We start from the raw sequence: 17,391 nt of genomic DNA, 5'->3' as shown, positions 1-17,391 counted from the left end.
TCATCGGCGCGGGCACCCACACCGGCGGCGGGCGAGCAGGGCAAGCCCGAGCAAGGGCAGCACCAGACCCAGGCCCAGGGCGCCGCCGAAGCGTTCGCGCTCGAGCGACCCGCCATTTGCGCCGCCACCACCGGTTTTGCAGACGAATTCGGTGTAATCCTCGACGACACCGACGAGATCGGTACTCGACCGCGCCGGGGCGATGGCATTGAGCCCCATCCCGCGCTTGGCGAAACCGCGCGAGCAGGCGGCATAGTCATCGAAGTCCGTGGCGAGCACCACCGAGAGCACGGCATCCCGTGCCTCGGTGTACGTCGCATCCGCGGGCGTCATCTTCAGCCCGCCGATGATGTAGTCCTTCATGCGCCGTTGCGCCTCGCCGAATGGATGGCGGTTGAGCAATCCGGCGTAGCACTCCCAGACGGCGTTGGCCCAGATCTCGCCGGCATTGTGCACTTCCGAATTGCTGGTGCCGGGCCCGCCGTCCGGCGTCGGTTCGCCATCGGCGATGTGCCTGAAGGTGAATGCGTTCTTCGCAAAGTCCGTCGAATACGGTGCGCGGCGGATGCCGCTGAAGAAGTTGTTGCTGACGTACCAGGCAAGGGCATAGGCGCCCTGATAGCGATCGTTGCCGGGTACGGCGCGATCGTCGCTGCGCGCCGAGATCATGAAACCGTCGATGTCGCCCCAGCCCTCGCTCATCGCGCCGGACTGCTGGTTGCTCGAATCAGTCAGGCGGTGATGGACGTAGTGGAAAAACTCGTGCGCAATGATCTGGTTGTCGAGCGTGCCGTCGAGATCGATCGAGGGCTCGCGCACAAGATGCATGGTCACCGTGGTACCGGCGGCGAGCTGGGCCTTGAGCGCAGCGCCGTCGGCCTTGCGGATCATCACCGACGGAATCTGGTAGATCGGATCGGTGGGACTCGCGCCGGCGTTGATCGGGATGTCGCCATTGCCCATCGCGATCGGATCGCCGTCGGCATTGTTGACGACGATCATCGCCACCGCACCGGAGGCGAGCGCGTGCTGGGCCTTGGTCGTGAAGTTGCAGTTCCCACGATCGATCAGGGCGATCTTGCCAGTGAGCGCCGGATCGGGCACGGCCGGCACGGCCGGAGGCGGCACCGGCAGCCCCGGATCGGGAATGGCAGCCCCGCAGCCATCGCCCGGTGCCACACCCTCGCTCTCGGAGGCGAGCACGAGCTCGCCGGTGAGATCGTATTCGGTCGGTCCGAAAGCCGCCGGTGCGAACTTCAGCGGGCCGCTGTCCACCGGTGCGGTCTGCCGCACTTCGCCGACGGTGATGCCGTCGAACAGATACTGCTGCATGGTCGGCGAGCTGCCGTCGGCCGGCGTCGACATATTGGCGTTGTTGCGCCCCGATGCATCCTGTCCCTGGGCCAGGATGGGGTCGCCTTCCTCGCCGCCGCGACCGTAGTTGTTGGTCTGGGCGTTACCCGCGGCTTCGTTGAAACCGTGGTCGTACCACCAGTCGTGCAGCCAGTTGTTCATGTAGAACAGGTTCACCGCCGCGGCATTACGCGCATTGTCGGTGGATGGGTCAGAGTCGGCCTCGATCGGATAATCGAAGGTGTTGGGCCCGGTCATCGGCGGAAAGACATCGCCGAGCGCCGCAACGCAGGTATTGAGCGGGTTGGAAATGATGCCGGACACCGGCGTATCGACGGTGTCGAGACAGGCCTCGACATTGTTGCCGATGGTGGTCGTCGCATCGTCGGCGAGCCAGGGGTCGCCGGTGCTGATGCCGGCATGCTCGATGGTCACGAGGTTCGTGGAGGCTCCCACGCGGATGATTGGATCGTTCGGCTGGCTGCCGGGAAACGGCGTATAGCCGTTGCCCAATGGGGCGTCGAACGGCTGGTATGGCGCCGTGGTATCGGCGAACACGCGGTAAGTAACGGCGGCGTCCGACTTCAGGTTCTTGCGATGCAGGATGCGCAGATCGCTGGCCGAGACCACGAAGGCATAGGCGATCAGCTGGCCGTTGGCGTGGGCACGCGCGAACAATTCCACGTAGTAGGCCGGCTCCAGCCGGCCACGGCGCGGATAGAACACCCGCTTGACCCGCGGGGCACGCTCGAACCCGTGGCTGCCGGTGAGTGTCGGAATCGAGAACAGAAGATAGTCTCCGCGCACGGCCGTCTCGACCAGTGCCGAGGGATCGAGCGCGCCGCCGATGCTGCGCCAGGCGGCGGCGATGGCCTGTGCGGGCGACTGTACGAAACCCGCGGCGGAAACCTGGGCCGGATCGTAGTCGGTGGCGAAATAACCGGATACCGCGATCGGCCGGTAACCGCGATCGAGGAGCACGTTGAGGGAACGGTAATAGACCTCGATGCCGGCGACGCGCTGGCGGAAGCGCACGACCGCCGGACCTTGGCCATTGAACTGCGCGTCATAGACCTTGGCCTCGTCGATCATCGCGGGGGTCAGGCGCAGCGCCTTGGCCTCGTTGTGCAGATGCGCACGCGCATGTGCGATCAGCAGCTCGCGCCCGGTCAGCGGCCCCACGACGGACACTGGAGCGTCCTTGCGCGCCCACAGGAACGTGGGTTTGGCCAGGGTACGGTCGTAGAGCGCGGCCTGATGGCGCCCGGCATAGTCGAGCACCGGGTACGTCAGCTGTGCGACCTCATGCTGGAAGACGTCAAAGTTGAGCAGACCTGGGCGCTCCTCGTGCGCGCCGAAGCCGGACATCGTCGTCGAATGCGCCTTGGCCGCGCTGGCGGCAGTCAGACAGCTCGCCGGCTCCAGGGCCGTCAGCGTCAGCTTGGCGCGGTAATCGGTCGGCATGCTGGCGATGAACGGGCAGACGACCGCGGTGTACGCGCCGGATGCGGGGTTGTTCACCCCCACCGCTTCCTGCGGCGCGCCACCATCGCTGTATCCGACCATCTCGCCGTCACGGTAAACCGCGAGCACGAGATCCGGGTCGGTGAACGTGCCCGTCGGATCCGGCTCGCCGGCCGTCCACTCGATCTTGAATTCGGCGCTGACGTTGACGGCGTCATAGGCTCCGTCCGGCACCGTCAGGTTGATCAGATGGCTGTCATCGGGGCCGCCGTCGAGACACGGAATCGGCGCATCGACGATCCCGCCGGTGGTGCCGATGCCGGAGACACCGGGCAAGGCCGTGCCGGTCCATTCGACGACCACGGTCTGGCCCGGGGTGGTCGGCAGAATCACGTCCTGCGACGCAGGTTCGGATGCACGCGCGGAACCGGCCACGCTGAGCCCTACCGCGACCAGCGCGGCCATGCCGACGGACACAGGATTCATACCCAACGACTCCCCAGGATGGATGCGGCGTCCCTGCCAGAAGAAACGGCCGCCGTCCGGCAACCGGCGCGCGCCGCCCGTGCGTCCGCGCAGATGAGCATCCTACGGCGGCGCGCTGGCGCGCACGCGGGGGAAATCCCCCAGCCGGGCTTAGAAAACCCCGATCCCGCCAAACGCCGGTGCCGGTCCGTCCCGCCCGCCCGCCGCGCATCCCCTCGCACGGACGCTGCCGCTATGCGGTGCGGAGACGACGGCGATAGGCGCTCGGACTCAGGCCCGTCTCGCGCCGGAACGCCCGGGTGAAATTCGCCGCGTCGGTATAGCCGAGCTCGTAGGCGATTTGCGTCAGGCTCATGTCGCCCGTGGCGATCAGGGCGCAGGCCTTGTCGAGCCGGGCGCGCCGGGCCAGTTCGCGGTAGTGCGTGCCCTCGCGCCGCAGATAGCGGTCGAGCGTGCGCGGCGACAGGTTGAGGGTGTGGGCCAGCTCGACCAGCGTCGGCAGACCCTCCCCGGATTCACGCAGCATCATGCCTACCCAGTCGGACACACGCCCGCGGGCGAGGGCCGTGCGCACCATCGCATTGCAGCGCTGTTCGGCCATCTTCAGCGCGCTGGGATCCGACAACGCCAGCGGGTGCTCGCGGAAATCGGTCGCGAACACCATGCGCAGGCCTGGTGTCGGCTCCCAGCCGAAATGACACCGCGCCTCGGGCATCTCGGCATAGCGCGCGGCATGCGGCGGCTCGGGAATCGAGTAATAGAGGTCGTAGTCCGGGATGCGCCCTTCGAGCAGCTCGCGCAGCTCCCAGTGCGTGGCCACCGCGAGCGTCTCCAGGTGGAACTGGAAACACAAGCGGCTCATCGACAGCACCGGCGTGAAGGCGATCTCGGCAAACCCGGACCGGGTGCGGTAGCGCATGCGGAAGGCCGGCATGATCAGCTTGAAGAAACGCGCGGCCAGACGCAGCGCGTAGTCGGCATCGGGGCTGCTGAGCATCCCGTAGCCGACCAGGCTGTGCGAGCTGAGCTTGAGTGCACGTCCCACGTCCAGCGCCAGATCGGTACGCCCGGTGAGCGCGAAGGCCTCGGCCACCAGCGCCTCGACCTGGTCGAGCCGCATCATCGCATCGGGGTGGTTGATCCGCTCCAGGGAAATGCGCGCCGCCTTGAGGATGCGGGTGATGTCCACGCCCATGCGCAGCAGCACCTCACCGGCGCGGGCGTAATAGCGGGCGGGGACTTCGACGGTGGCGAGCGACATGGGCACATTGTCTGAAAATGACAACTATCTGTCAAGAAATGACAAGGCCACAGCCGCCGGGCGGGCGAACAATCACCGCACACCACATCCCTGGATGTATGGAGGCAGACATGTCCACACCGACCCTCGACGCAGGCACGCTCGCCTGGAACGACGGCAAACGCTATCTCTGGCTGCTCAGCCCGTTCATTCCGGTCCTCGGACTGATCGGCCTGGGATTATTCCTGTACACCGACATCGGCCTGTTCACCTGGTCCGGGCCATTGCTCATCTATGGTCTGATCCCGCTGCTCGACTGGCTGGTCGGCGAGGACCGCAACAACCCGCCGGAAGCCGCCGTCGCACAGCTCGAGAACGACCGCTACTACCGCGCCATCGTCTATGCCTATTTGCCCACGCAATATGCCGTGACCGTACTCGGCACCTGGGTGGCGGTGACCGCCGATCTGGCCATCTGGGAATACATCGGCCTGGTGCTGAGCGTGGGCGCGGTCAACGGCATCGGCATCAACACTGCCCATGAACTCGGCCACAAGCGCGAGAACCTGGACCGCTGGCTCGCCAAGCTGACGCTGGCGCCGGTCGCTTATGGTCATTTCTTCGTCGAGCACAACAGAGGCCATCACAAGAACGTCGCCACGCCGGAAGATCCAGCGAGCTCGAAGATGGGCGAAAGCTTCTGGGCTTTCCTGCCGCGCACGGTGATCGGCAGCCTGCGCTCGGCCTGGGCCATCGAAAAAGCGCGTCTGCAGCGCAACAAGCAAAGCGTGTGGAGCCTCGACAACGAGAACCTGCAAGCCTGGGCGATGACCATCGTGCTGTTCGGGGCGCTCACCGCGTGTCTCGGCTGGCCGGCCTTGCTTTTCCTCGTGCTGCAAGCCGCCTACGGGGCCTCGCTGCTCGAGGTCATCAACTACATCGAGCACTATGGTCTTTTGCGGCAGAAGCTGCCGGATGGCCGCTACGAACGCTGCCAGCCGCGCCACTCGTGGAACAGCAACCACATCGTCACCAACCTGTTCCTCTACCAGCTGCAGCGGCACTCGGATCATCACGCCAATCCGACGCGTCGGTTCCAGGCCCTGCGGCATTTCGACGACAGCCCGCAGCTGCCGTCGGGTTATGCGTCGATGCTGATTCCAGCCTACGTCCCGTGGCTGTGGTTCCGGCTGATGGACCCACTCGTCGCCCGACACTACGGCGGGGATCTGACCAAGGCCAATCTGTATCCGCCCAAGCGCGCTGCCCTGCTCGCCCGCTGGCACCGCCCGCGTCCCGACGCCCGCCGTGCGGATACGCAACCCACCGACGCGACTGCGACTCCCGCCGATGCGGCCGCATCGCCCGGCGGACGCTATCAGTGCACCGACTGCGGGTACATCTACGACGAGGCCATCGGCTGCCCGCGTGAGGGCTTCCCGCCGGGCACACCGTGGTCGCAAATTCCCGACGACTGGTCCTGCCCCGATTGCGCCGTGCGCGACAAGGTGGATTTCCGCAAGCTGCCGGCGGCATAACGGCAGCCGCACACCCCCGGCAGTGGCTCCGCGGCTTTGCGGCTGTCGCGCGCTGCTGCGGGCTACTGCATTCGGCCGATGGTCGCCGCGCGATGGATCTCCACAATGCAAACAGCGCAGGTCCGCACGGGCGCGCTGCGCGCACCAGGAGGCAATATGGGACGCACCGGATCGGCCGCGCGGCTGGGCCGCACCATACTGGCATCGACGATGATATTGGGCGCGGCGCAGGCTGTGCTCGCCGACCCAGCCTTGCGCGACGACGGCGCCAACTGGCCGGCTTTTGGCCGCGGTTTCGATGAACAGCGTTACAGCCCGCTCAACCAGATCGACAAACGCACCATCGGTCGCCTGGGCCTGGCCTGGTCACTGGAGCTCAACGACGTCTGGAACGTATCCACGCAGCCGGTGGCGGTCGATGGCGTGCTGTATTTCGCCGCCGGCTTCAGCGTGATCCACGCGGTCAACGCCGTCACCGGCGAGCTGCTGTGGAAATACGACCCCAAGGTGCGCGGCCGCAAGATGCGCATGGCCTGGGGCTCGCGCGGCATGACCTATTACGACGGCAAGGTCTATGCCGGCACCCAGGACGGCCGGCTGTTCGCGCTCGATGCCAAGACTGGCGCACTGGTCTGGGAAACGCTCACCACCGAAGCCGACGACAACCGCTACATCACCGGCGCACCGCGTGCCTTCAACGGCAAGATCATCATCGGCCACGGCGGTGCCGACTTCGGCCACGTGCGCGGCTATGTGACCGCTTACGACGCCAACACCGGCGCCCAGCTCTGGCGCTGGTACGTCGTCCCCGGCAACCCCGCCGACGGCTTCGAGAACGCGGCCATGGCCATGGCCGCCAAGACCTGGACCGGCGAGTGGTGGAAATACGGTGGCGGCGGCACCGTCTGGAATGCGATCACCTACGACCCCGAGTTCAACCGCGTCTATCTGGGCACCGGCAACGGTTCGCCGTGGAATCACAAGCTGCGCTCGCCCGGCGGCGGCGACAACCTGTTTCTGTGCTCGGTCGTCGCCCTCGATGCCGACACCGGCGAATACGTCTGGCATTACCAGACCACACCGGGCGAGAGCTGGGACTACAACTCGTCGATGGACATGGTGCTGGCGACGATCGCGATCGACGGTGCGCCACGCAAGGTGATCCTGCATGCGCCGAAGAATGGTTTTTTCTACGTGATCGACCGCGAGACCGGCAAGCTGATCTCGGCGGAGAAAATCGGCAAGGTCACCTGGGCGGAACGCATCGATCTTGCAACCGGCCGTCCGGTCGAGATCCGCGGCGCGCGCTACGAAAACGGCGAGGCGCTGATCTGGCCTGGTTCCGGTGGTGTGCACAACTGGCATCCGATGGCCTACAGCCCGGATACCGGGCTGACCTACATCCCCGTACGCGAGATGGCCGGCTACTACAACGACGAAGGCCGCGATCCGAAAACCTGGCAGATGACGCCGAACGACGTCTTGGGGCTGCGCGGCTTCTTCGACGACATCCCCAAGACCGCGGGCACCAGCGCGCTGCTTGCCTGGAATCCGGTCACACAGAAAGCCGCCTGGCGGGTGCCGACGCCGGGCGCGACCAATGGCGGCGTGCTGGTCACGAGGGGCGGACTCGTGTTCCAGGGCCAGGCGGACGGCCGCTTTATCGCTCGCGACGCCGATACCGGAGCCGAACTCTGGAGTTACGACATGGGCGTCGGCACGCAGGCGCCGCCCGCCACCTATGCGGTCGATGGCAGGCAGTACGTGACCATCCTCGCGGGCTGGGCCGGTGCGCCGATGCTGCTCGGCTCACTGTCGGCGCAGCACGGTTGGGTTGGCCGCGCCTATCCGCGCCGCGTCCTGACCTTTGCGCTTGACGGGCATGCGCAACTGCCGCCATCGCCGCCGCCATCAACAACGGTTGAAAAGGTCGATGATCCGAGCTTCATCGTCGATCCCGCCCTCGCGGAGCGAGGCAAGCATGTGTACAAGGACTGCGTGATCTGCCATGGCACCGCCGTCGTCGCCGGCGGCTACGCCCCCGATCTGCGCGCCTCGCATGTGCCTTTATCGGCGTCGGCCTTCGCCGCCATCGTCCGCGACGGTGCCCTCGAAAACCGCGGTATGCCGGCCTTCCCGGAGCTGAGCGATCAGGACCTCGAAGCCCTGCGCCATTACATCCGCGAACGCGCACGTTATGAGCCTTCGTTCGCCGCCCAGCTCGGCGCGCTCTGGAACTACCTGCGGCTGCTGGTGAAAATGCAGCTCGCCCGGTGGGGGCTGATATGAGCCGCAGCAAACGGCCCACATCACGCGAACGGGCTTGCGCCACTCCATGCCCCGCCACGGCAGCGTGAACACCGCGCGCATGGCATAGTGCCAAAGGCCCAGCGGACGCTACCGGCGTGAGAACGTCGCGGCATGCGCGGGCCATCTCATTCGTCGAACGGGAGCAAGAGATTCATGGAACTCAACGGCGTAGGTGCAATCGTCACCGGCGGGGCCTCCGGTCTGGGAGCGGCGACTGCGGAGCTGCTCGCCGCGCACGGCGCGCGCGTGACGCTCTTCGACATGAACGAGGAATTGGGGCGCGCCCAGGCCGCCAAGATCGGAGGCCGTTTCGCCAAGGTCAACGTCACCGACGAAGCCGGGGTCGCCCAGGCGGTCGCCGAAGCGCAAGCCGCCCATGGCGTTGCACGCGTGCTGGTCAACTGCGCCGGTATCGCCATCGGCATGAAGACCGTCGGCCGCGAATCAGCCCCCCATCCGCTGGATGCGTTCCGCAAGGTCGTCGAAGTCAATCTGATCGGGACCTTCAACTGCATCGCCCAGATGGCTGCACGGCTGTCCCAGGCACCGCCGCTCGGCGAGGAACGCGGCGTCATCATCAACACCGCGTCGGTGGCGGCCTTCGACGGCCAGATCGGTCAGGCCGCGTATTCGGCGTCCAAGGGCGGTGTGGTCGGCATGACCCTGCCGATCGCGCGCGACCTCGCACCCTTGGGCATCCGCGTGGTCACCATCGCGCCCGGCATTTTCTGGACACCGATGATGGCCACCCTGCCAAAAGAGGTGCAGGAATCCCTGGCCAAACAGGTGCCCTTCCCCAGCCGTCTCGGCAAGCCGCAAGAGTACGCACAGATGGTGTTGAGCATCGTCGCCAACCCCATGCTCAACGGCGAAACCATCCGCCTCGACGGCGCGCTGCGGATGCCACCCCGATGACCCCACCGGCGCATGGGTCGTCGGCACGGCCGGCAGCGCCGGGCACGCAAGATCTGCAGGGCTCGTGGCCGGCTAGCCGCCGCAGTGCGCGCCGGCAGACACACGGCAAAAGACCGACGCTTCGTCGGTCTTTTGCCTGCACTTGGCGGAGAGGGTGGGATTCGAACCCACGGTACGCTTGCGCGTACGCCTGATTTCGAGTCAGGTACATTCAACCACTCTGCCACCTCTCCGGGAGGGGCGCATCGGACTGGCTGGAGCGCCGCCACCCGAAACGGATGGAAGCGGCCGTGCGGGCCTGCCACAAGGCCGGGAAACCCGGTGTGCTAGCGTGTGGTCCATGACCCTGCCGATGCAGGGCGCGCATTCTAAATGAAGACGTCCGCCACGCCTACCTCCGTGCTCCCGCTGCTGGGCCGCCTGATGCGGCTCGGCCCGCTGCTGCTCGTCGGTGCCTGGTTGACCCTGATCTCGACCTGTTCACCGCGGCCATCGCTGCTCGAGGAAGTGCGCACCCTCGGGGTTCTGCGCGTGGCCACCGTCAACAGCCCCACGACCTACTACATCGGCCCCGCCGGTGAACCGGCCGGTTTCGAATACGACCTCGTCGCCGGTTTCGCGAAGTGGCTCGGCGTCGAGCTGGAGTTGCGTCTGGCCGCCAATCCCCCCGAGGCGACGGAAATGGTCCGCTCCGGCACCGCCCACCTGGCCGCGGCAGGCATCGGCGTGAGCGAAAGCCGCAAAGCCCACCTGCGGTTCACACGTCCAGTGCAAACCGTGACCCCAATGCTCGTTTACCGCAAAGGCAGCGACCGCCCACAGGATCTGGGCAGCCTGCGCGGGACGTTGCGCATCATCGCCGGCGGCGTGCACGCCGAACGCCTGCGCCAGCTCAAGGCGGAACGCTATCCGCAGCTGGCCTGGGAAGAAACCGCCGACGCCGAATCCGAAGAGCTGCTACTCGCCGTCGCCAGCGGCGAGATCGACTACACCATCGCCAATTCCGATCTCATCGCGCTCAACCAACGCTATTACCCCGAGCTACGCGTGGCCTTCCCGGTCGGGGACGCGCAGCCGCTCGCCTGGGCCTTTCCGGCGGACCGCGATCGCAGCCTGCTCGACGCCGCGGAACGCTATCTCGAAGAGATCGGCGAGGCCGAGCTGGCGCGGCTGCACGACCGCTACTACGGCCATGTGGAACACGTCGATGACTATGGCGTGATGACGCTGGCGACACACGTGCAAACACGCCTGCCGCGCTACCGGCAGGCGTTCGAGCACGCGGCGTCACAAACCGGCCTGGACTGGCGGCTGCTGGCGGCGATCGGCTATCAGGAATCGCATTGGGACGCCGATGCCACCAGCCCGACGGGCGTGCGCGGCATCATGCAGCTGACTGCGGCCACCGCGGCGCTGCTCGCAATCGACCGCGAAGATCCGACGCAAAGCATTCTCGGTGGTGCCCGCTACTTCCGCCAGCTCCTCGACAAACTGCCGCCGGAGATCACCGAGCCCGACCGCACCTGGCTTGCGCTCGCGGCCTACAACATGGGCTATGGCCATCTGCTCGACGCCCGCGAGCTGACGCGCGAGCTGGGCGGCGACCCCAACCGCTGGCTCGACGTGCGCGAGCGCCTGCCGCTGCTGACGCAGTACAAATGGCACAGCCGCACGAAATACGGTTATGCGCGTGGCCACCAGGCGCGCATCTATGTCGGCAACGTGCGCACTTATTACGACATGCTCGTGTGGATGACCGGCATTCCCGCGATGGCCGCCGAACCATCGCCGCAGCCTGTCGAGCCGCCCAAGGACAAGCGCGAGAAAGATCCGCTGAAAATCGACTCGCCGATCCTCTGACCATTCGGCTAAGCGGCACCCCCGCTAGCGGATGCGCAGGCGCTCGACGATCTCGCCCTGCTGCAGGTGACGCTCGATGATTTCGTCGATGTCGTCCTCGTCGACATAGGTGTACCAGACACCCTCCGGATAGACGACGATGCACGGCCCCTGTTCGCAGCGATCAAGACAGCCGGCCTGATTGATACGCACCTGCCCGGGGCCACTCAAGCCGAGCTCTTTGACGCGCTGCTTGGCATAGTCGCGCACGCGCGTCGCGCCCTTGTCGTTGCAACAGGTCCGCTCACCCGGAGCGCGCTGGTTGCAGCAGAAAAATACGTGGTGACGGTAGTAGCTCATGGTTTACCGAAGCTATAGGACGGGTTGACGGCACTGAAGGTGTCGGTACGCTCGGTGCCGGCAGGCACGTCGGTATTGTGCTTGACCGTGTATAACAGCGTTGCGAACAGATTGCCGACGATGGCCAGCTTGAACGCGCTGGCCGATTCGGCGGACGTATTAGCCGCCCCGGATTCGATCTTGAGCGACTGCTCGAACTGGCTGGTCGGCGACAGCGTCCAGCCGTACTCCGCCGGGCCGCGGAACACGAATTCGTCGGCCTGCTCGCCGGTGACGTTCGCCCGGGTCCGGCGCGCACCGGCGCCGATCGCAAGATTCGGTGCGTGCCCGCCCCGACGAGCACCCGGCGCCCATAACCGACCGCCGCCGACATCCGCTCGCGGATGCCCGCGGACGAGTCCTTTTCCCAATCCACTGCGGCGAAGAGATCGCTGCGCCTGTCGAGCTTGTCGGTCGCGGTATAGCGTTACGCCGAGGTTTCGCCCTGATCCGTCGTATGAACGCCCTGCAAGTGCAGCGCGTTCTTCCAGCAAGCGGCGTCATAAACGAGCGCGAGCTTGCCGTTGAGCGACTCGGTCGCCGTGTTGCCGGTGGTGGCGAAATAACCGATGCCGGTCTCGCCCGACCAGTACGCCGGAACCAGACATCGCAAGCCACGACAACAAAAAAACAGCCGCAATGACGCAGCATGAGCGGGGTCCCGGGCAGGAGGTGCGGGAAAATCCGTGGCGGCGCGCAATGCCTGCGCACCCGGGACGATCGCACAAGCACGCGCACAGTATCATAGGCGGCGATGACGACCTCTCCCGCCGCACACCGCTCGCTGCTCGCCAACGCGGATTTGTGCGTGAAATGCGGACTGTGTCTGCCGCATTGCCCCACCTATGCGCAGACACGCCACGAGGGCGATTCGCCGCGCGGCCGCATCGCCCTGATCCAGGGCCTGGCGACCGGCGCATTGCCGCTCACGGATAGTCTCGAGTCCCATCTCGACGGCTGTCTCGCCTGCCGTGCCTGCGAACGTGTGTGCCCGGCACAGGTGCCGTATGGCCGGCTGATCGACGAAGGCCGCGCGTGGATGGCCGCGCAGCGACCCCAGCGCACGCGTCTGGTCCGTCTGATCGGCGCCCTGCTGTCATCCAATACCGTCTTGCGCATCCTCGATGCGCTGCTCTGGCTGTACCGTGCCAGCGGAGCACAGCACCTCGTGCGCCGCAGCGGGATGCTCGGCCGCGGTCGGTTGGCGCGGCTGGAATCCCTGCTGCCGCCGCGAACGCCGCGCCGCGCGCCGGCGCGACCGCCATCCCGTCACCTGCGCGGTCGGGTGAGCCTGTTCACCGGCTGCGTCGGCCGCCTCGTCGATACGCAAACCCTGAGCGCGGTCCAGCGTCTGTTCGAGCGCTTCGGGTATCGTGTCGAACGTCCTGCCGGGCAGACCTGCTGCGGTGCGATCCACGCGCACGGCGGGCTGCCGGATGCGGCCCGTCGTAATGCCGAGCGCAATCTGCACGCGTTCGCCGACGCGCAGTCGATCGTGCACAGTGCGAGCGGTTGTGGCGCGACGCTGGTCGATTACCCGCTTCTGCTGCCTGGCTCGGCGCCGGCACAGCGCTTCGCCGATCGCCTGGAAGATGTGTGCGCGGCGCTGCTCGCGCGCTGGCCGCCGGAACTGCACCTGCGCCCGCTGCGCGCACGCGTGGCCGTGCATCTGCCGTGCACACAGCGCAACGTGCTCGGCGGTGCCGAGCAGATCTACACGCTACTCAGAAAAATTCCCGGGATCGAACTCGTCGATCTGGATCCGGCGCAGCGCTGCTGCGGCGCGGCGGGGCTGTATTTCGTGACCCAGGCACAGATGGCCGATGCGCTGCTGGAGCGCAAGCTCGCCGCCGTCGCGCGCCTGCGGCCCGATTACATCATCAGCACCAACATCGGCTGCTCGCTACACCTCGCCGGCGGACTGCGCCGACACGCCGGCCCAGCCCCGGAAGTCCTGCATCCGGCGACGCTGGTCGCACGCCAGCTACCGGAGGACTGAAGAAAATCCGGACCCGCGCGATCTCAAGACGCCGGCACCCGATGCCCGAGTTGGGCTTCAAGCCGCAGCAGGATCAGTTCCGCCATCTCGGCCTGGATGAACTCGCGCAGGCGCGCTTCCTCAGCCTCCTTGGCGAGCACCTGCGTGGGCTGAAAGCTATAGTCGCGCGTCATGCGCAGACTGCCCGGCTCCACCAGCATCTGGCCATCGCGCAGCACCTGATAATCCACCTGCGTCACCAGCCGGAACTCAAGCGCCTTGCCGTCGCGTCCGATCGAGAGGACCTCGCGTCTTTCGTCGAGCCCGCTGAGACGGATCACCGTCGTACCGGCATCGCTGCTGCCGCGTACTTGCGCGCCCCGCCGTTGCAACCCGGCGCGCAGCGCCGTCTCCAGCGGCGGCTGCACGACCCGGTAGGGCGCGACGACCTCGATATAGACCGTGCGCAAGGCCTCTGGCAGCGGTCGCATGCCGGCGAGATGAAAGCCACAGCCGGCGAGCGTGGCTACCAGCCCGATGACGAGCGCACGCATCATCGCTCGGCCCCATCGATGGACTGATCGCCGTCGTGCTCACACCGTCGTACCTTGGAAGGCATGGCTACACCACGAAATTGACCAGCTTGCCGGGCACCACCACCTGTTTTTTGATCGGCTGTCCGGCGATGAAACGCTGCACATTGTCGTCGGCGAGCGCGATCGCGAGAATCTCCTCCTGGCCCGCGCCGGATGGCACCTCGATGTGGGCACGCAGCTTACCGTTGACTTGCACGACGATCGCGAGCGTGTCTTTTCGCAGGGCGGACTCATCCACCTGCGGCCAGGGCTGGTCGAGGATGTCCTCCCGCCCACGCAGGGCCTGCCACAGCGCATGGCAGATGTGCGGAACGATCGGCTGCAGCATCAGCGTCACCGCCTCCCACACCTCCTGCAGCACGGCCCGGCCTTGTGGCGAACCATCCTCGAAGCGCGCGGCATCGTTGATCAGCTCCATCACCGCGGCGATCGCCGTGTTGAAGGTCATGCGCCGGCCGTAATCGTCGCTGACCTTGGCGATCGTCTCGTGCAGTTTGCGCCGCAACGCTTTCTGGCCGGCGTTAAGCACGGCCTTGTCCAACACCGGCGCAGGGCCGCGACTGACGTGCTGATGGACCGCACGCCAGAGCCGGCGCAGAAAACGCGCTGCGCCCTCGACACCGTCGTCGCGCCACTCCAGCGAGGCCTCCGGCGGCGCGGCGAACATCGCGAACAGCCGCACGGTGTCGGCGCCATAGGCATCGATCAGCGCCTGCGGATCGACACCGTTGTTCTTGGACTTGGACATCTTCTCGACGCCGCCGATCATCACCGGCTGGCCGTCGGCCTTGAGCCGGGCAGACAGCGGCTGACCCTTGGCGTCGAGCTCCAGCTCGACATCCGCGGGATTGATCCACTGCTTCTTGCCGGCCGCGTCTTCGCGGTAATACGTCTCCTTGACCACCATGCCCTGCGTCAGCAGCCGGGTGAAGGGCTCGTCGCACTGGACCAGACCCTCGTCGCGCAGCAGCTTGTGGAAGAAGCGCGCGTAGAGCAGATGCAGGATCGCGTGCTCGATGCCGCCGATGTACTGATCCACCGGCAACCAGTAATTCGCGCGTTCATCGAGCATCGCGCGGTCGTTGTCCGGGCAGGTGTAGCGGGCGTAATACCAGCTCGACTCCATGAAAGTATCGAAGGTATCCGTCTCGCGCTCGGCAGGTGCACCGCACTGCGGACAACTCGTCTTGCGCCATTGCGGATCGGCCTTGAGCGGCGACTGCACACCGCTGAAGGCGACGTCTTCCGGCAGCACCACCGGCAACTGCTCTTCCGGCACCGGCACGGCGCCGCAGTGCGCGCAGTAAATGACCGGGATCGGGCAGCCCCAATAGCGCTGGCGCGAAACACCCCAGTCGCGCAGACGGAAATTCACCCGGCGCCTGCCGGTACCGAGCCGCTCGAAGTGCGCAGCGATCGCGTCGAACGCCTGCCGGTGATCAAGTCCGTCGAACATCCCGGAATTGATCAGGCGCATCTGCGGATGGGTCTTGTCCGCATACCAATCCTGCCAATGGGTCGGGTCGTAGGTTTCGCCGGGAATGGCGATGACCTGCTTGATCGGCAGTCCATACTTGTGGGCGAATGCAAAATCGCGCGCATCGTGCCCGGGCACGGCCATGACCGCGCCCGTGCCGTAGCTCATCAGGACGAAGTTCGCGACATAAACCGGGATGCGCTCGCCGGTGAGCGGATGAATCGCCGACACCCCGAGCGGCATGCCCTTCTTCTCCGCCGTTTCCAGCTCGGCCTCGGCCACGGCACTGCGCGCGACGTCCTTGAGGAAGGCTGCGAGCGCCGGATCGCGCGCCGCGGCCTTGACCGCGAGCGGATGCTCGGCGGCGACCGCCATATAGGTCACCCCCATCAAGGTATCCGGCCGCGTGGTGAACACGGTCAGCGGCTCGGCCTCGCCCTCGACCGCGAACTGCAGCTCCAGACCTTCCGAGCGGCCGATCCAGTTGCGCTGCATGGTCTTGACCGCATCCGGCCAGCCGGGCAGACGGTCGAGCTCGTCGAGCAGTTCCTGCGCATAGGCCGTGATCCGCAAGAACCACTGCGGAATCTCCTTGCGCTCCACCGGCGCACCCGAACGCCAGCCACGGCCATCCACGACCTGCTCGTTGGCGAGCACGGTCTGATCGACCGGGTCCCAGTTGACGACCGCGTTCTTGCGATAGACCAGCCCCTTTTTCATCAGCCGCGTGAACAGCAGCTGCTCCCAGCGGTAATACGACGGCCGGCAGGTATCGATGCGACGCGACCAGTCATAGGCAAAGCCGAGCCGCTTGAGCTGCCCGACCATGTACTCCATGTTCGCGTACGTCCAGGCCGCCGGCTGCGTGCGGTGGGCGATGGCGGCATTCTCCGCCGGCAGACCGAAGGCATCAAAGCCCATCGGCTGCAGCACGTTCTTGCCGAGCATGCGCTGGTAACGTGCGATCACATCCCCGATCGTGTAATTGCGCACGTGCCCCATGTGCAGCTTGCCGCTGGGATACGGAAACATCGACAGGCAGTAGAACTTCTCGCGGCCCGGATCTTCCCGGACCTCGAAAGACCGGTTACGCGACCAAAATTCCTGGGCGACCCGCTCCACCTCGGCGGGGTGATACTGCTCGTGCATGGGGACGAACGGTGTGGAAAAACACAAGTTTACCAGCCCCGACCTGCTGCACGACGCAAGCCCGGGGGAACCCCGTCGGCAAAACCGGGGGAACAGAGCCTGTCAGAGCCTGTCAGGGCTTGTCAGTGACTGACACATTTTTTCAGGCGGATCGCGTCAGCCCCCGCGATATCCACACCCCCATCCCTTGTTCGATCCAAGGCCAAACGCGGATCTGGCCGGATGGCACGAAGCCTGCTTATGATGGGCGCACCAGAAGACGTTCTGGCAACCACGATCCAATTGGAGAGTATGTGTCGTGTCCCGGCTGATTGGTAACACGTCTGTTGAACAGTTCGGGGTGTGATCGCTGCCATTGTTTCATGGCCTGGATGGGGCTGACATGCCCCAAGGCTTTCTGTGGCAGTTGGTGATTGTACAGCCAGACATACCGCAGGATGGTGGCCTCAAGTTCTTCGCCGGAATGGAAGTGATGGGTGCGCAGGATGTCGGCGATGCGCCCGTTGAAGCGTTCAACCATGCCGTTGGTCTGCGGGTGTTTTGGGCGGGTCAGGCGATGCTCAATGCCTAGCTCCTCGCAGAGCTGATCGAACTGATGCCTGCCGGTCGGCGTACGCTCTCCCCGTGTGATGAAGCGATCCGTGAAT

Annotated in this window: 13 protein-coding genes and 1 tRNA gene; 5 read left to right on the top strand and 9 right to left on the bottom strand. The window is 66.0% G+C overall.

The window, feature by feature from the left end:
* The gene (locus BMZ48_RS03440) at window positions 1–3,303 is read right to left on the bottom strand and encodes a M36 family metallopeptidase (RefSeq protein ID WP_091531969.1); all 3,303 of its coding nucleotides are present in this window, start codon (window positions 3,301–3,303) and stop codon (window positions 1–3) included.
* Between the two features lie 232 nt (window positions 3,304–3,535).
* Entirely contained in the window at window positions 3,536–4,564 is a 1,029-nt protein-coding gene (locus BMZ48_RS03435; RefSeq protein WP_091531967.1) for a helix-turn-helix domain-containing protein, read from the bottom strand.
* A gap of 110 nt (window positions 4,565–4,674) precedes the next feature.
* Between BMZ48_RS03435 and BMZ48_RS03430 the strand changes: the two genes are divergently transcribed.
* The 3 genes from BMZ48_RS03430 (at window position 4,675) to BMZ48_RS03420 (ending at window position 9,306) form a co-directional block, all read left to right on the top strand.
* The gene (locus BMZ48_RS03430; RefSeq protein ID WP_091532438.1) at window positions 4,675–6,081 is read left to right on the top strand and encodes a fatty acid desaturase; all 1,407 of its coding nucleotides are present in this window, start codon (window positions 4,675–4,677) and stop codon (window positions 6,079–6,081) included.
* Between the two features lie 210 nt (window positions 6,082–6,291).
* Entirely contained in the window at window positions 6,292–8,370 is a 2,079-nt protein-coding gene (locus tag BMZ48_RS03425; protein ID WP_234981510.1) for a PQQ-dependent dehydrogenase, methanol/ethanol family, read from the top strand.
* Between the two features lie 174 nt (window positions 8,371–8,544).
* Window positions 8,545–9,306, top strand: a complete 762-nt coding sequence (locus tag BMZ48_RS03420; protein ID WP_091531965.1) for an SDR family NAD(P)-dependent oxidoreductase — start codon at window positions 8,545–8,547, stop codon at window positions 9,304–9,306.
* Window positions 9,307–9,449: 143 nt separating this feature from the next.
* On the opposite strand, the gene BMZ48_RS03415 is transcribed toward BMZ48_RS03420, so the two are convergent.
* Window positions 9,450–9,539, bottom strand: a tRNA-Ser gene (locus BMZ48_RS03415).
* 166 nt (window positions 9,540–9,705) lie between these two features.
* On the opposite strand from BMZ48_RS03415, the gene mltF reads away from it, so the two are divergent.
* Window positions 9,706–11,166, top strand: coding sequence for a membrane-bound lytic murein transglycosylase MltF (gene mltF / locus BMZ48_RS03410; RefSeq protein WP_234981509.1), 1,461 nt, complete (start codon window positions 9,706–9,708; stop codon window positions 11,164–11,166).
* Between the two features lie 24 nt (window positions 11,167–11,190).
* On the opposite strand, the gene BMZ48_RS03405 is transcribed toward mltF, so the two are convergent.
* Genes BMZ48_RS03405 through BMZ48_RS12960 form a run of 3 tightly spaced genes read right to left on the bottom strand, consistent with a single transcriptional unit; the run spans window position 11,191 to window position 12,157 of the window.
* Complete coding sequence (locus BMZ48_RS03405; RefSeq protein WP_091531961.1) at window positions 11,191–11,505, bottom strand: (2Fe-2S) ferredoxin domain-containing protein; 315 nt, start codon at window positions 11,503–11,505, stop codon at window positions 11,191–11,193.
* Window positions 11,502–11,915, bottom strand: coding sequence for a DUF481 domain-containing protein (locus BMZ48_RS03400; RefSeq protein ID WP_143383611.1), 414 nt, complete (start codon window positions 11,913–11,915; stop codon window positions 11,502–11,504). Before BMZ48_RS03400 ends, BMZ48_RS03405 begins: the two co-directional genes overlap by 4 nt.
* A gap of 56 nt (window positions 11,916–11,971) precedes the next feature.
* Window positions 11,972–12,157, bottom strand: a complete 186-nt coding sequence (locus tag BMZ48_RS12960) for a DUF481 domain-containing protein (protein WP_159431058.1) — start codon at window positions 12,155–12,157, stop codon at window positions 11,972–11,974.
* Between the two features lie 141 nt (window positions 12,158–12,298).
* Between BMZ48_RS12960 and BMZ48_RS03390 the strand changes: the two genes are divergently transcribed.
* Window positions 12,299–13,543: a (Fe-S)-binding protein gene (locus BMZ48_RS03390; RefSeq protein ID WP_091531955.1), complete on the top strand. Its 1,245-nt coding sequence runs from the start codon at window positions 12,299–12,301 to the stop codon at window positions 13,541–13,543.
* 23 nt (window positions 13,544–13,566) lie between these two features.
* Here BMZ48_RS03390 and BMZ48_RS03385 read toward each other — a convergent pair whose 3' ends face one another.
* The 3 genes from BMZ48_RS03385 to BMZ48_RS03375 all read right to left on the bottom strand — a co-directional run.
* Window positions 13,567–14,079, bottom strand: coding sequence for an LPS-assembly lipoprotein LptE (locus BMZ48_RS03385; protein ID WP_091531953.1), 513 nt, complete (start codon window positions 14,077–14,079; stop codon window positions 13,567–13,569).
* Window positions 14,080–14,143: 64 nt separating this feature from the next.
* Window positions 14,144–16,744, bottom strand: coding sequence for a leucine--tRNA ligase (leuS, locus tag BMZ48_RS03380; RefSeq protein ID WP_091531951.1), 2,601 nt, complete (start codon window positions 16,742–16,744; stop codon window positions 14,144–14,146).
* Window positions 16,745–16,982: 238 nt separating this feature from the next.
* The coding region (locus BMZ48_RS03375) for an integrase core domain-containing protein (RefSeq protein ID WP_143383610.1) at window positions 16,983–17,391 on the bottom strand (409 nt) is incomplete at its 5' end.

Source organism: Fontimonas thermophila, from assembly GCF_900113085.1.
GTDB classification, from domain to species: Bacteria; Pseudomonadota; Gammaproteobacteria; order Nevskiales; family Nevskiaceae; genus Solimonas; species Solimonas thermophila.
The sequence above is the reverse complement of the archived record's forward strand: the minus strand, read 5'-3'. Positions and strand labels throughout refer to the sequence as shown.